This is a genomic window from Actinokineospora iranica, from assembly GCF_900101685.1.
GTDB lineage: Bacteria > Actinomycetota > Actinomycetes > Mycobacteriales > Pseudonocardiaceae > Actinokineospora > Actinokineospora iranica.
The window spans coordinates 222,196-236,202 of record NZ_FMZZ01000005.1; the positions used below are offsets into that span (position 1 = coordinate 222,196).

The window sequence follows — 14,007 nt, forward strand, 5'->3', positions numbered from 1 at the left end:
CCTAGATGCCGCGCGTCGGAAGTTCGCCATCTCCTGGTGAACCCGTGATGAACGAGTCGGAATTACGCGCAGGTCACGTCGTTGGCGTTGACCGTGGACAGGTCTTGCGGGAGCTTCGCCGATGGTGGGGCCGCGCCCCCGCCGTCGGAGCCGGGGGCGACCACCTGGCCGGTGAACTCCGGTCCGATGACCAGCATCAGCGCCGCGGCCATCGCCGGGTCCTCCTGCAACTGCGCCCCCGGCACCGACGAGGCCAGGGTCTGCGCCTGCGCCTCGTGGCCGCGGCCGTAGCGCACCACCGTCTTCGGCACCGACGGGCCCGCGTTGACCTGGACGACCGTGTAGCCGAGCGCGGTCAGCTTCTCCGCGGTGCGGCGGGCGATGCCCCCGGTCTGGTTGCCGCCGTTGAGGACCTGGATCTTGAGCGTCCTCGGGTCCACCGGCTGCTGCTGGGCGCGCAGCGGCGCGGGCTGCGGCCGCGCCTGGCTGGCGCCCGCGCTGGGCCCGGGCTGCTCGCCGGGCAGCGGCTGGTCGTTGATGATGGCCTGGAACAGCGCCTGGGTGTCCTCCTTGCGGAGCACCTCGTTGCCGCGGCTGTTGGACTCGCCGACCGTGGGGACGGTGATGAAGGTGACCCGGCCCGTCTCCAGGCCCTGCAGCGACTGGCCGAGCTGGAAAAGCGACTGCAAGCCGACGTTGTCGCCGAAGGTCGACTTGGCGAACTCGCCGGTGAACTGGGTCAGCTTGGCCGGGTCGAGCAGCACCTGGCTCGACATCGCCTTGCGCAGCAGCGACGACAGGAACCGCTGCTGGCGCTTGATCCGGCCGTAGTCGGAGGTCGGGTCGCCCCGCACGTAGCGCGCCCGGACGAAGTCCAGCGCCTGGTCGCCCCGGAGCTGGACGTCCTTGCCCGGCTCCCGCACGATCCACTTGTTCAGCTTCGTGTCGAACATCGGCTTCTCGACGCACACGCTGACCCCGTCGACCGCGTCGACCATGCCGCGGAAGCCGTCGAAGTCGATGCCGATGAACCGGGTGATGTGCAGGCCGGAGATCTGCTGCACCACCTTGGTCACGCACAGCGGGCCGCCCACCTGGTAGGCGGTGTTCATCTTCGCGACCTTCTGCGCGGTCACCTGCTCGCCGGTGTAGGTGTTCGACTTGGAGTCGAACCGCTCGCAGCCCGGCCTGCTGATCTCCAGGTCACGCGGGAACGACACCACCACGACCCGCTTACGGTCGGCAGGGACGTGCGCGATCATCACCGTGTCCGACCGCGCGCCCGGCACCTGCCCCGCGTCGCCGAGGCCCTCTTCGGCTTCCGCGCCTTCGCGGGTGTCGGAGCCGACCAGCAGGAAGTTCTCGTCGCCGCGCTGCCCCTCGGCGTTCTGGATCGAGTCGGAGTCCGGGTCGAGCGCGCGCACCTTCTCGATGCCGCCTTCCGCCCACTGGGTGAACGCCCACCCGATCCCGGTCGCCAGGAACACCAGCCCGGCCACCACGGCCGCGACGATCTTCGCGATGGTGGTCGAGCGGGCCTGGTTGCGCGCCTTCTTCTCTTGCAGGCGCGTCGCGGGCTGCTCTTCTTCGGCGTCCTCCTGCGCCGCGGGCCGCACCAGCACGGTCGGATCGGCGGGCAGCTGCTCCAACTCGTCAAGGTGCTCGTCGAGGGCGTCGCCGTCGGCTGCCCACGGGTTGAGCTTGATCCGCTTGGACTTGCGGGCCTTCTCCTCGGCCTTGAGCTCGTCGTGCACCGCGGAGAACCGCGCCAGCGTCTGGTCGACCCGCCGCCGCTTCTGCACGGCCTCGCCGATCGGCTCCATCTCCGTGGTGAGCCCCATGATCTCCGCGGCGGACGCGTTCGGCGGCGGAGTGAGCGCGACCCGGGTCGGGGCCTCGGGATTCTGCGGACCGTCCGGCGGCAGCGGCGGCATCGAGGAGTTCCCGGGCGGCTGCTGCCGGGGAATGCGCGGCCGGGGCTGCTGGCCGTCGTCGGGCACCACCGGCCCCCCGACCTCGGTCGGCGCGTCCCCCTGCGCCATGAGCCGCCTGCTGATCGGCCCGGCGTCATCGGGGTCGTGTCCGCTGAGCCGCTGGTCGATGTCACCGGGGGGCTCGACGCCCGCGTCCTCGGGACGCCTGCCCCGCCGCACCGGCAGTGCCCGGGAATCGGCGCCGGGCTGGGGGTGGTCGCCGGGGCGGGAAGCGTCGGCCGGGACCGGTGGTTCGCCCGCGGCCGGGAACCGCGGGTCCACCGGGAACTTCCCGGTGCCGCTGGGAGGCGCTTGCCGGGGGTTCACGGGGAACGTCCCGGTGGGCCGCGGCCCACCGGGGCCGCCGGTCGGGCGGTGCGGCCCGGCGGGGAACTCGCCAGTGGGGGCGGCGCCGGGAATGGGGGGCCGCGATTCGCCGGGGTGGGGCGCCGGGGAACCGGGGGCGGGCAGTGGCACCGCCGGGTGTTGGCCGGTGGGGCGGGGTGCTGAGCCGCCGCGCCTGCCGCCGGTTGGGCTGTGTCCGTTGTCCGGCAACGGCTCTTGCGTGTGTGCTGGGTGTTCGCCGATGGGGCGGGGGCGCTGGTTGGGCTCGTGCCCGTTGCCGGGGAACGGCTCTTGTGTGGGTGCTGGGTGTTCGCCGGTGGGGCGGGGTGCTGAGCCGCCGCGCCTGCCGCCGGTTGGGCCGTTTCCGTTGTCGGGCAACGGGTCCTGTGCGTTGGCGGGGAAGGGGCGCGGGGCGGAGCCGCCGCGTCCGGTGCCCGTGGGGTGGGGGGTGTTCCCGGTGCCGGGGAACGGTTCTTGGGGGTTGGCTGGGTGTTCGCCGGTGGGGCGAGGGGCTGAGCCGCCGCGCCTGGTGTTGGTGGGGAATCCGCCGGTGGGGGGCGGGGTGGGCCCGCTGCCGGGCAGCGGTTCCGGTGTGTCTGCCGGGAATCCGCCGGTGGGGCGGGGAGCGCGCCTGCCGCCGGTGGGGCGGGGGCCGTTGTCGGGCAACGGTTCCGGTGCGCTGGTGGGGAACTCGCCGGTGGGGCGGGGGGCGTTTCCGTTGCCGGGGAACGGTTCCTGGGCGCCTGCCGGGAACGTGCCGGTGGGCGGGCGCCTGCGGCCGGTCGGGTGCGGGGCGTGTCCGGTGTTGGGCAGCGGTTCCTGCGCGTCCGCCGGGAACTCGCCTTGGGGGCCCGCGGTCGGGCGTTGGCGGGCGCCGGGGAGTTGTCGGGCGTCCGACTGTGGTTCGCCGCCCGGGCCCGCCGTGGGGCGGGGGCCGCGGGTGGGGCGGCGATCGTCGGCGGGTAGGGCGGGCAGGCCGGTGCTGAAGTCCGGTTCGGTCTGCTCGATCGGGATTGGGCGGCGGCCGGTGGACTGGCCCGGGGCTCGACGGCCCGCGGGCAGGGAGCGCTGACCGGTGGGGCGTCGGCTGTCCGGGTCGGCCGCGGGGACCGGGGGCAGGCCCTCGACTTCGGTTTCGTCCGCGCGGGGGGCGTCGCCGCGGTCGGGGAGGGCGCGTTGGGCGTCGGCCCGGCCGCGGCGGGCGGACTGGGCGAAGTTCTCCTGCTGCCCGCGCTTGCCCGCGGGGGCGATGGGGCCGAGCAGGTCCGCGACGGTCTTCGGGATGCCGTCGTCGGGCTGTGGACGCGCAGGCCGTTCCAGGGGGCGCTGGCCGGTGGACTGCGCGATGACGTCGGCGGGGACGGAATGCGTTGCCGTGCGCGGCTTGCGCCGGGACTGGGCGCCCCGCGGCGGCTCCTGCGCCGCGTCGGAACCCGGGCGGGGCTGGGCGGCGGTCGGGTCCGCGCCCCCGGGCTCACCCGCCCGGGAGCCAGGGCCGAAAGCGGCGGAACCCGTCTCCTGCCCGGAATCGAGCGTCCTGCGGGGCGGCCGCGCGCCCGCGTCCGGAGCCGAGCCGAGCACCCGGCGGCCGGTGCGGGACCCGACCTGCGGCGGTGTCGGTTCCTGGCCTGAGGGCGGCTGGCCCGGCCGGGACCCGCCGTGCGCCGCGCCGGAGTCGAACGCCGGTCGGCCTTCGCGGGGACCGGAGTCGGAGTTGCCCAGACCCGGCTCCGCTGCCCTGCGGGCGCGGGACCCTGTTTGTGGTGCGCCGGGGTCGAAAGGCCGGTCGTGGTGGGGATCGGGGTTGCCCGGGCCGGGTTCTGTTGCCCTGCGGGCGCGGGGGCCTGTTTGTGGTGCGCCGGGGTCGAAGGGGCGGTCGTGGTGGAGGCCGGGGTCCGGGGCGCCGAGGTTGGGCTCTGCTGCCCGGCGGGCGCGGGGTCCCGCCTGTGGTGCGGCGGAGTCGAACGGGAACTGGTGTTGCCGGGGACCGGAGTCGGGGCCCACGGAGCCGAGATCCGGTTCCGCGGCCCGGCGGGCCCGGGGGCGAGTGGGGTCCGGGTAGGACCGCGCGTCGGTTGCGGGCGTGTCGCTGCCGAGACCGGGTTCCGGCGCCCGGCGGGTTCGGCGCCCCGGTGTTCCGGTGACGGCTTGTCCGGAACCGGTGGGATCGGCGGGGCCTAGATCCGGCTCCGCGGTTCCACGGGTGCGGGGTTCCGCGACGGCGGCGGGGTCGAAAGCCGGGGGAGCGTCGCCGCCCAGGGTGGGGTCGGGTGCCCTGCGGCTCGTCCGGGGAGCCGGGCCCGCGGGGGTGTCGGGAGACCTGCGGCCGGGGTGGGGAGTCGGCTCGGGGCGGGCGCGGCGGCCGGTGGGAGTGGCCTGCGCGCCGGAGTCGGTGTCCGGGGCGGAGCGGAAGGCGGCTTCCGGGGCAGGCGGGGCCTCCGGGGATTTGCGGGTCGGAGCCTGGTGTCTGGGGACCTCGTCCGCCTCGTCGGGGGCGGTCTCCGGCTGGGGGACCGGCATGAGGTTGGACCGGGAGCCGCTGTGGCGCTCTACCAGGTCGGAAACGCTGACCCCACCGGCGTTCTCCATCGACCGGCGCCTGCGTCGGGGCTGCTCGGTCGGTTCCGGGGCGCGGCGCTTGCCGCCTGCGTGGGAGCCCGGTGTGCCGTCGCGGTCGTAGTCGTCGGGCACCCGTGCTCCTTTCCAAGATGCAGCAGTGCTGCGCTAACCGTTGTCGGTTGGTTATCAACACGTTGCGGTGCCGCGCTCAGTTGCTTACCCGATCGTGTCACTCTGCGGATGCGATAGTACGGATGGTGGTCGCCCGTGACGACCTTCTAGGCAACTTTGTTCACCGTCGGTGCCCGTTTTTGTGGATATTGCTAGCCCGATCGGGGTATCGCGCTCCCGAGGGCCCCTGTTAGCGCGCCGTGGTCCTCGGCTCGGTGACCGCTCGTCTGCCCGCGGCGGCTCCGGCCAGGTGAGCCTTGCCGTCGAGCAGGTATGCGACAGCGTTGCGGCCGGACTGCTTGGCGGTGTAAAGCAGCGCGTCGGCCTCGCGGAGCTGGCGCTCCGGGGCCCTCGGTGTGTCATCTGCCACTCGGACGGCCGGTTCGTGCGCCAGGCCGACGCTGACCGTCACCCGCAGGCCGAGGACCAGGCTCGACCAGGCGTAGCTCTCCACACGCGCGCGGGCGGCCTCGGCGAGGTCGACGGCGGTCAGGCGGTCGACGCCGGGGAGCACGAGCACGAACTCCTCGCCGCCGTAGCGGGCGCAGAAGCCGCCCTCGGGCAGGCCCTGCTGCAGCAGCTCCACGACCCGCTGCAGCACCCGGTCGCCGACCAGGTGGCCGAAGGTGTCGTTGACCTGCTTGAACCAGTCGAGGTCGACCAGGGCGACGGCGAGGCCGTCCGCGCGGCCCTGTTCTGCGACCAGGTCGACGAGGCGCTGGTCGAGGTAGCGGCGGTTGTAGCTGGCGGTGAGGCTGTCGCGGATGCTCTGCTCGTGCGCCTCGGCGTGCTCGCGGCGCAGCCGGTCGACCTCGCGGCGGAACTGCTCGGGGATCTGCGGCGGCTCGCTCAGCTCCGACATCAGGTCGAGCGCGGAGCGCAGGTGCTGGTAGGCCTGCCGGTACTGCCCGCGGGAGGCAAGCAGGGCGGCGATCGACTCGTGCAGGCTGACCAGGTTCGCGGCGTCCGCTGGCGGGCCCGCGTCGGGATTCTCGGCACGGTCGGTGATCGCGGGGTGACGCAGCGGAATGGTGGGTTCGCTGACCCGGTGGTCCCGCCACGGGGTCTCCCGCTGGTCGGGCTCGGGCTTGGCGACACCTCGTCCCAGAACGGCCACCGCGGTCACCTCCCTACGTACGTGTGTGTCGTCCGGAAAGACGGTCCGCTTAAGCGGGCGGGACGCATGGGCGTCGGAATTCCCCCTACTGGTGGACCCCGCGCTGGGCCAAACCGGTGACGAACCGAGTAGTAGGTAGCCGTGTGCACTCGTTTGGAGTCACCCGGATGGGCTCAGTCAGTGGGGCAGGGAGTGAAGCCGTACGCCCTACCGTCAAGGACGACGACCCGCTGGGAGCCGATCTGCTCGGCCAGCGTCGCGCTGTCGCGGCGGATTCTCACCGAGACGCCGATGACGTACACCGCACCGCGCGGCGGGTCCGCCGACTGCTCCGGCTTCCACTGGGTGTCCGGGCGCAGCGTGGACAGCGCGGGCTCGATCCGCAGGGTGAGGTCGCCGAGGTCGCAGAAGCGGTTGTCGAAGTCGGGGTGCTGGGTGCGGCGCAGGAACTCCCGCTGCGCGCTCGCCCCCTCCGCGCCCGCCTCGTTGAGGTCGGTGAAGTACCGGCTCACCAGGGTCCGCTCCGCCTCGGGACCGGCCCCGCCGCCCTGCGGCACCGCGGCGCCGGTGACGGTGGTGGCGCAGCCCGCCACCGCGAGCACGGTCAGCAGCAGGCCGCCCAGTGCGCTGCGCATCAGCCCCCCGAGTGCATGAGTTCGGCGCCAACCGGGACGGCGGCGTCCTCCGGATCGTCCAACCAGCCCTCCGGCAGCACGACCCGCCCCGGCGAGCCCTGCCTGCCGCGCGGGCCCTCCGCGTCGGGCGGGTAGGGGGCGTCGTGGTCCAGGTCGGCGATCAGGTCTTCCAGCTCAGCGAGGGAGCTGACCAGCGCGAACCGCTTGCGCGGCTCCGAGCCGATCGGGAAGCCGCGCAGGTACCAGGCCATGTGCTTGCGCAGGTCGCGGATGCCCTTGTCCTCGCCGAGGTGCGCGGTGAGCAGGGTCGCGTGCCGGTGCAGGATCGCGCCGACCTCGCCGAGGCTGGGCCCGTCCGGGATCTCCTGCCCGGAGAACACCGCGTGCAACTCCCGGAACAGCCACGGGCGGCCCAGGCAGCCGCGGCCGACCACGGCACCGTCGCAGCCGGTCTGCTCGACCATCTTCACCGCGTCGGTGGCGCTGAAGATGTCGCCGTTGCCCAGGACCGGGATGGTCGTCACGGCCTCCTTGAGCCGGGCGATCCGCGACCAGTCGGCCTGCCCGGAGTAGCGCTGCGCCGCCGTGCGCGCGTGCAGCGCGACCGCCACCGCCCCCTCGGCCTCCGCGATCCGCCCGGCGTCGAGGTAGGTCAGGTGCTCGTCGTCGATCCCGACCCGGAACTTCACCGTGACCGGAATCCCCGCTGGCGCCGCTGCCCGCACGGCGGCGGCCACGATCTGGCCGAACAGCCGCCGCTTGAACGGCAGCGCCGCCCCGCCGCCCTTGCGGGTCACCTTCGGGACGGGGCAGCCGAAGTTCATGTCGACGTGGTCGGCGCGCCCCTCGGCGGCGATCACGCGCACCGCCTCGCCGACGGTGGCCGGGTCGACGCCGTACAGCTGCATGGAGCGGGGGTGCTCGGCGGGGCCGAACGTGATCATCTCCATGGTCTTGGCGTCGCGCTCGACGATGGCGCGGGCGGTGATCATCTCGCACACGTAGAGCGAGGTGGGGCTTCCGAACTCACGGCAGAGCGTGCGGAACGCGACGTTGGTGATGCCCGCCATGGGGGCGAGCACCACCGGCGGCTCGACGGGGTAGGGGCCGATGCGCAGGGCCTTGGTAGGGAACACCACCGCACCAGGCTAACCGCGTCGCCCGTACGCCGTTCGCGCCACGCGAGGGGCAAGTGGGTATCGCCCACTTTGGTGAACCGGAGTAACTTGGAGCATCAAGGAGGTGTGTCATGGCCATGCTCGATGACTTCAGGCCGGTGGCCGAGGTGACGGCCGACGAGCGCGGCCGTGTCGCCATCGGGAAAGCGGGAGCCACCAAGGATGACCGCTACGCGGTGTCCACCAACGCCGACGGCGCCATCCTGCTGACTCCCTTGGTGAGCATTCCCAAACGTGAGCTGCTCGTCTGGGAGAACGACGAGCTGCGCGCCTCCCTGTTCCGCGGTCTCGCGGACGCGGCCGAAGGCAACGCGCGCGCCCTGTCGTGGGTGACCGCTGACGACGACGAGGACGCCGAAGACGAGTGAGCGCACCTCCCTTTGAACTGCTCTACACCCGTGAGGCTGAGAAGGTCATCGATGACCTGAAAGCCAAGCAGCAGTATCTGCCGAAGCTGAAGAAGGTGCCCAAGGCGCTGCGACTGTTGGAGCAGGCAGGCCCCCGGCATCCGGGTCTCCATTCGCATGACTACCAGTCGGTTCCCGGGCCGGGTGGAGTCACGCTGTGGGAGTCCTATGTCGAGAACAGGACTCCCTCCGCGTGGCGTATCTGGTGGATCTACGGTCCGGGTGACGCACAGTTGACCATCGTCACGATCGGTCCACACCCCTGAGGTCGTTGGCCCGGTGGGTGGGTCGGTGGTCGCCGGGTCAGTGGTCGAGGTCGGCGTACCAGTCCGAGAGGGAGGGGTCGCCCGCGTCGTCGGGGGTGAGGTTGTCGAAGAGGTCGCCCGCGTCGGTGTCGTCGGCCTGGTCGGCTTCCGCGCTGTCCGCGCTGTCGAAGGGGTCTTCCTCGGTGGGGATCTCCAGGGGGACGTCGTCCACGGGGGTGACCTCGGCGGAGCCCTCGTCGGGCTGGTCCTGCTTGTCGGCCGGGTCGGCGTCCGGCTCGAAGTCGGCGGCGTCGCCGTCGCCGTCGGTGGGGTTCTCGAAGCCGCCGTCGTCGGGGACGTCGGAGGGGACGTCCTGGGTCTGGTCGGTGTCCTGCGGCTTGTCGTCCGGCACGTCGGACGGGACGTCCTGGGTCTGGTCGGCGGGGGTCTCGGTGACCGGTGTCTCGGTGGGCGGGGTCTCGGCGGGCTGGTCGGGAGTGCCGCCCCGGCCCTTGGCGTTCCAGGTGCCCTCGCCGGTGGGGTCGCTGTACGCGGACTCGGCGATGCCGTCGTCGTTGTGGTCCAGCAGCGCGGTGTCGGCGACGCCGTCGCCGTCGGAGTCCCACATGCGGTCGTCGTAGCGGCCGTCGCCGTCGAAGTCCACGGCGATGGCGTCGGCGTTCCCGTCGCCGTCGACGTCCACGTTGGCCTGGCCGTGGTGCACGTTCGGGTCGCCCTCGCCGGTGCCGAACCGGTACTCGATGTCCGCCATGGTGTAAAGCCCCTCACTGGGTCGAAGTCGACGGGTAGACGTGTGTGGCCCCAGCCTGGTTCCACACCGGACCGCGGTCGAGGTTGATAAGTTCGGAATTCGACTGTGCGGGAGGGAATCCGGTGACGGACACGCGGTTGGCCGCCGATCTCGCGCGCGGCGCGGGCGAGTTGCTGCTGGCACTGCGCGCCGAGGGCGGGCCCGATCTGGGCCGCCGCGGCGACGCGGACGCCAACGCGTACCTGTTGGCCCGGCTGGCCGAGGAGCGGCCCGGGGACGCGGTGCTGTCCGAGGAAGCCGCGGACGACCCGGCCCGGCAGGCCGTGGACCGGGTGTGGATCGTCGACCCGCTCGACGGCACCCGCGAGTACGCGCTGCGGACCCGCCCGGACTGGGCGGTGCACGTGGCGCTGTGGCAGCGGGGCCTGGGCCTGACGGCGGCCGCCGTCGCCCAGCCTTCGCTGAACGCGGTGTATGCCAGCGATTTTCCGCCCACCCCGGCCAGTGTGTCGGCGCGGCCCCGGTTGCTGGTCAGCGACAGCAGGCCGCCCGCGTTCGCCGCCGAGGTCGCCGAGCGGGTGGGCGGCGACCTGGCGCCGATGGGGTCGGCCGGGGCCAAGGCGATGGCGGTGCTGCGTGGCGATGCCGACGGGTACCTGCACGCGGGCGGGCAGTGGGAGTGGGACTCGGCGGCCCCGGTCGCGGTCGTGCGGGCGGCTGGGCTGCACGCGTCCCGTGTGGACGGTTCGGCGCTGCGCTACAACCAGCCGCACCCCTACCTGCCGGACCTGCTGATCTGCCTGCCGGAGTTGGCCGCGCCGCTGCTCGCGGCCATCGCCGCGAGCAGGTAGGACGGGTTGGCGACGGCGACGAGGTTCACGCGGGGCTGGTCGGCGAACTCGGTCGGCTCACCGGCGATGGCGCGCTGCCAGGTGAACACGCGGACGATCTTTCCCAGGCGGCAGGCCAGTTCCAGGTCGGCCACCAGGTCGCGGTGGGCGGCCAGGTCGGTGAACGGTTCGAGGTAGGCGTCGCGGGCCCGCAGCACGGTCGCCTGGTCGACGCGGCTCATCCGGCCGAGCACGGCCAGCATGGTGGTGAACGGGTGCGCCACCACGCTGTCGCCCCAGTCGAGGAAGCGGCCGTCGCGGAACACGTTGCCGCGGTGCGGATCCTGGTGATCGATGCTCGCCGGGACCGGTGACGCGGCCAGGCGGGCGCACCACTTGGCGACGGTGTCGGCCATCGCCGCGACCCGGTCGGGCACGTCGCCCACCAGGGCGACGGCCTCGGCGAAGCGGGTCGGCAGAACCGCGGGCCGCATGTCCGCGACGCCAGCGGCGAGCAGTCGGCCGACGTGCGGGGCCAGGTCACGCTGTAGTCGGCCGTAGAGCGGAAGAAACTCGATCAGGGCGGCGTTGTCGGCGAGAGCGGGGCCGCCGTCGGGCAGCAGCAGCCAGCCGCGGTCGGCGTCGGCGGCGATCGGCGGCAGCACCCGGTCGGGCGCGAGGTCGCGCAGGACGGCGTAGAGGGCGACCTCGAAGCCGGTTTCCGGCCGGGTCGCCTTGAACCACACCGGTCCCGCGCTCGTCGGCGCGGTCAGCACCGTCGACCACGGCCGTGTCCTGGGCTGGGCGACCGGCCCAGTGCGCGCGATGCCCGCCTCGGCCAGCCGCCTGTCCAGCCAGGACACGGCTTTCCCGCGCCAAGCAGGCGACGACCACACCCTGGTCCCGAACTCCACGCGGACACTGTGCCGCATCCCGGGCCCAGGGCGCTCGCCAATAAACGCGACTGTCCACAGTGGTCTAACGGTCGTCGGGTCCGGCCATCAGCTCGTTGACCTTGGCGTAGCTCATGGCGCCCGCGGCGAGGGTGAAGGTGCCGGACTCGGCGATCTCCTGCGCGGCGAGCAAAGCGGCGGTGATCGCGGCGCGCGGCAGGGCGGAGCCCAGGCTGATCCGGCGCGCGCCCAGCGCGGCGAGCTTGCTGATCGGGTACTTCGCGGCGACACCCGCGGCCAGCACGTTCACCGGGCGGTCGACCGACTCGCAGACCGCGCGGATCGCGTCGATGGTGGGCAGGCCGGGGGCGTACAGCACGTCCGCGCCCGCGTCGGCGTAGGCGCGCAGCCTGCGGATCGTGTCGTCCAGATCGGGCCTGCCGTGCAGGAAGTTCTCCGCGCGGGCGGTGAAGGTGAACGGCAGCGCCTTGGCTGCCTCCGCCGCGGCCGCGACTCGCTCGACGGCAAGGTCGAAGTCGTAGATGGGCTCGTCGGGGCGGCCGGTGGCGTCCTCGATCGACCCGCCGACCAGGCCTGCCGCGGCGGCCAGGCGGATCGTTTCGGCCACATCGTCTGGCTTGTCGCCGAAGCCGTTCTCCAGGTCGGCGGTGACCGGCAGGTGGGTCGCGGCGATGATGTCGCGGGCGTTGGCCAGGGTCTCGTCCCGGGTGACGAGGTTCGCGCCGTCCTGCCTGCCCAGGCTGAACGCGAGGCCGCCGCTGGTCGTGGCCAGGGCGGGGAATCCGAGACCGGTCAGCACCCTGGCTGTGCCCGCGTCCCACGCGTTGGCCACGACGAACGCGCCTGGTCCTTGGTGCAGGGCGGCGAAGGTCTCGGCCCGTTGCCGCTGGTCGGTTGCCCGCATTGGCGTCCTCTCTGCTGGGTCTCCGTCTGCTCCTCAAGCTAGATCAGTCTGGGGTGGCTTGCTTGGGTGGTCGCGTTCGCTGGGGCTGCTCGATGGGGTGGAGCTGCCTGGCAGGAGGGCGGGTTGTTCCTTGCTTCACTCCACCTCACCTGCTCCCCTTACCAACTCCCCCTTACCAACTCCCCCTTACCAACTCCCCCTTACCAACTCCCCCTTACCAACTCCCCCTTACCTGCTCCCCCTTACCTGTCCTCGCCTCGTCTGATCCCGCCGCTGACCGGGCGCACATGCCGCGGCGTCGGGGCATGTGCGCCCTTGGGTCAGGACGGTTGCCGTACTCGTTCGCTTGATGTCGCGGTGAGTTTGGCGAAGGTGAACGCGGCGGACACCAGGGTCATGTGGTGGTGCCAGCCGCGGTAGGAGCGGCCCTCGAAGTCGAGCAGGCCGTAGTGGGCCCGCAGGTCTTCGTGGTCTACCTGGGTGCGTTCGACCATGGAGCCCAGGGCGATGACCTCCGCGGCGCGGAGGTCGGTGCGGTTGGTCAGCCACAGCTTCGGCCGGTCGTGCCGGGCCGAGGGCAGTGTGCCGACCAACTGCAGCGCCAGGCCGCCGCCGCGGGACGCCGAGCCCGCGGGCAGCCGCACCGGCACCGACAGGGCCTGGGTGGCGCGGGGCCTGCCGTTGACCCCCGGGGACCAGGTGACCACCTGGCGGTGGGTGAGGTCGGCGCCGCGCAGACAGTCCTTGGCCTGCACCAGGTTCGGCCCCCGGGTCGGGCCGAGGCCCGTGCCGACCGCGGCCAGATGCGGGCCGGGGACCACCGGGAGGGTCGGGGGGACCTCGAAGACGAAATCGGTCCCCAGTTCGGTCAGTCTCGCCATCAGGCGGTCGGCGCCCGGCATGTGCCGCAGGTCGCCGACGACCGGGGCGCGGGTGGTGCCCCAATCCGCGCCGACCTCGTCGACGAGGTCGGCGGCGTACTGCCACTCGGCTTGCGCGCGCACCGAGGGCGGGATGTAGGCCCGGTCCCTGCGGCGGCGGTCGTTGGTCCATCGCTCGGTCAACTGGATCCGCCAGTTGACCGGGATGCTCGCCACGTCCGAGGCGAGATAAAGGCCGGTGCCGACCTGGCAGTTGAGCGAGCGGCCCTCCTCGGGCACAAACCTGCGCTCCACGCCGACAGAATGGTCGCCACGTTTTGGAATAGTGGTGTTGGCGATGACCCAGGCGCGCGGACTGAGGAACTCGTCAACCTTCTCGGCGATGCGAGATCGAACACCCCGCCAATCCCACGGACTTTGGTTGATAAATTGCTGCAATGACTGCGAAACGGGCAGTTCGAGAACTTCTTCCGCTATTCTCCTAACGGACTTCCGGCCGCGCCCAAGTAATAGTCCCCGTAGGTAGACCTCGGCCCATCGCCGCTGGTCAGACCGAGGAAGCGAACGGAAGTTATCTTGCGCGAAATATGCCACCTCATCATTCTTGGCCAGCGAAAGGCCGGTATGCAGACTTTCCTCGACCACTGTGTGACCCCCATTGCTGTTACACCACTCGCACAACCGATACTCCATATAGGCGACGTACTCGGCAAGCGTGACTGCGGTAAGTTGCGACGATCTCGTGAGGTTGACCGTACGCACTATAGTGGAATGCATATTCGAACGCGGCCCGGTGATCACTCTCCGTAGAGGGCGGCATTGCGGTTATCTTGGAACTCCCCATTGGGCATGTGCGCGAACTGCGCAGAGTTGATCAGCTTAAGTCGCGGCCGCTGACGCTGTTCACGGTCCGTAGTCATTAAGACGCGCGTTTAGCGCAGGGGCCGGGTAGGCCTCGAACGTGACCGGGAACACTGTCACGGGCAGGCCGGATGCGGCCATCTGGTTGACATCGCAAGGAGCGTTTGGGGGTCGCGACCGCTGCGGGAATTCGCCGGCGCGCGGGCTCGACCTTT

At 72.2% G+C, this 14,007-nt stretch carries 11 protein-coding genes; 3 read left to right on the plus strand and 8 right to left on the minus strand.

Annotated features, from left to right (window positions below):
* Positions 1 to 62 precede the first annotated feature (62 nt).
* The 4 genes from BLS56_RS12960 to dusB form a co-directional block, all read right to left on the minus strand.
* Positions 63 to 5,009: an LCP family glycopolymer transferase gene (locus tag BLS56_RS12960; RefSeq protein ID WP_091450259.1), complete on the minus strand. Its 4,947-nt coding sequence runs from the start codon at positions 5,007 to 5,009 to the stop codon at positions 63 to 65.
* 229 nt (positions 5,010 to 5,238) lie between these two features.
* The gene (locus BLS56_RS12965; protein ID WP_091450260.1) at positions 5,239 to 6,174 is read right to left on the minus strand and encodes a GGDEF domain-containing protein; all 936 of its coding nucleotides are present in this window, start codon (positions 6,172 to 6,174) and stop codon (positions 5,239 to 5,241) included.
* 164 nt (positions 6,175 to 6,338) lie between these two features.
* Positions 6,339 to 6,800 carry a hypothetical protein gene (locus tag BLS56_RS12970; RefSeq protein WP_091450261.1) on the minus strand — a complete coding sequence of 154 codons (462 nt, stop codon included), beginning with the start codon at positions 6,798 to 6,800 and terminating at the stop codon, positions 6,339 to 6,341.
* Entirely contained in the window at positions 6,800 to 7,939 is a 1,140-nt protein-coding gene (gene dusB / locus BLS56_RS12975) for a tRNA dihydrouridine synthase DusB (RefSeq protein ID WP_091450262.1), read from the minus strand. The genes BLS56_RS12970 and dusB overlap by 1 nt, the downstream gene beginning before the upstream one ends.
* Positions 7,940 to 8,049: 110 nt before the next feature.
* On the opposite strand from dusB, the gene BLS56_RS12980 reads away from it, so the two are divergent.
* On the plus strand, positions 8,050 to 8,346 hold the full coding sequence (locus BLS56_RS12980; RefSeq protein WP_091450263.1) for a hypothetical protein: 297 nt from the start codon (positions 8,050 to 8,052) through the stop codon (positions 8,344 to 8,346).
* Positions 8,343 to 8,651, plus strand: a complete 309-nt coding sequence (locus tag BLS56_RS12985) for a hypothetical protein (RefSeq protein WP_091450264.1) — start codon at positions 8,343 to 8,345, stop codon at positions 8,649 to 8,651. Before BLS56_RS12980 ends, BLS56_RS12985 begins: the two co-directional genes overlap by 4 nt.
* A 37-nt stretch (positions 8,652 to 8,688) precedes the next feature.
* Here the strand turns inward: BLS56_RS12985 and BLS56_RS12990 are convergent, their stop codons facing one another.
* Positions 8,689 to 9,402 (minus strand): hypothetical protein, encoded by a 714-nt coding sequence (locus tag BLS56_RS12990; protein WP_091450265.1) that lies wholly within the window; start codon positions 9,400 to 9,402, stop codon positions 8,689 to 8,691.
* Between the two features lie 122 nt (positions 9,403 to 9,524).
* Here BLS56_RS12990 and BLS56_RS12995 point away from each other — a divergent pair, with 122 nt between their 5' ends.
* A complete protein-coding gene (locus BLS56_RS12995; protein WP_324187518.1) occupies positions 9,525 to 10,253 on the plus strand; it encodes a 3'(2'),5'-bisphosphate nucleotidase CysQ in 729 nt (242 codons plus the stop codon).
* On the opposite strand, the gene BLS56_RS13000 is transcribed toward BLS56_RS12995, so the two are convergent.
* The 3 genes from BLS56_RS13000 to BLS56_RS13010 all read right to left on the minus strand — a co-directional run bounded on the left by BLS56_RS13000 (position 10,178) and on the right by BLS56_RS13010 (position 13,708).
* On the minus strand, positions 10,178 to 11,146 hold the full coding sequence (locus BLS56_RS13000) for an aminoglycoside phosphotransferase family protein (protein WP_228771596.1): 969 nt from the start codon (positions 11,144 to 11,146) through the stop codon (positions 10,178 to 10,180). The two genes, BLS56_RS12995 and BLS56_RS13000, sit on opposite strands and share 76 nt — an antisense overlap.
* Positions 11,147 to 11,210: 64 nt before the next feature.
* Complete coding sequence (locus BLS56_RS13005) at positions 11,211 to 12,050, minus strand: isocitrate lyase/PEP mutase family protein (RefSeq protein ID WP_091450267.1); 840 nt, start codon at positions 12,048 to 12,050, stop codon at positions 11,211 to 11,213.
* A gap of 320 nt (positions 12,051 to 12,370) precedes the next feature.
* Positions 12,371 to 13,708, minus strand: a complete 1,338-nt coding sequence (locus tag BLS56_RS13010; protein WP_091450268.1) for an IS701 family transposase — start codon at positions 13,706 to 13,708, stop codon at positions 12,371 to 12,373.
* Between the last annotated feature and the right edge of the window lie 299 nt (positions 13,709 to 14,007).

Excerpts from the sequence above, each read along its gene's own strand:
- BLS56_RS13010 (WP_091450268.1), bottom strand. The coding sequence starts at position 13,708 with ATGCATTCCACTATAGTGCGTACGGTCAACCTCACGAGATCGTCGCAA.
- BLS56_RS12990 (WP_091450265.1), bottom strand. The coding sequence starts at position 9,402 with ATGGCGGACATCGAGTACCGGTTCGGCACCGGCGAGGGCGACCCGAAC.
- BLS56_RS12970 (WP_091450261.1), bottom strand. The coding sequence starts at position 6,800 with ATGCGCAGCGCACTGGGCGGCCTGCTGCTGACCGTGCTCGCGGTGGCG.
- BLS56_RS12980 (WP_091450263.1), top strand. The coding sequence starts at position 8,050 with ATGGCCATGCTCGATGACTTCAGGCCGGTGGCCGAGGTGACGGCCGAC.
- BLS56_RS13005 (WP_091450267.1), bottom strand. The coding sequence starts at position 12,050 with ATGCGGGCAACCGACCAGCGGCAACGGGCCGAGACCTTCGCCGCCCTG.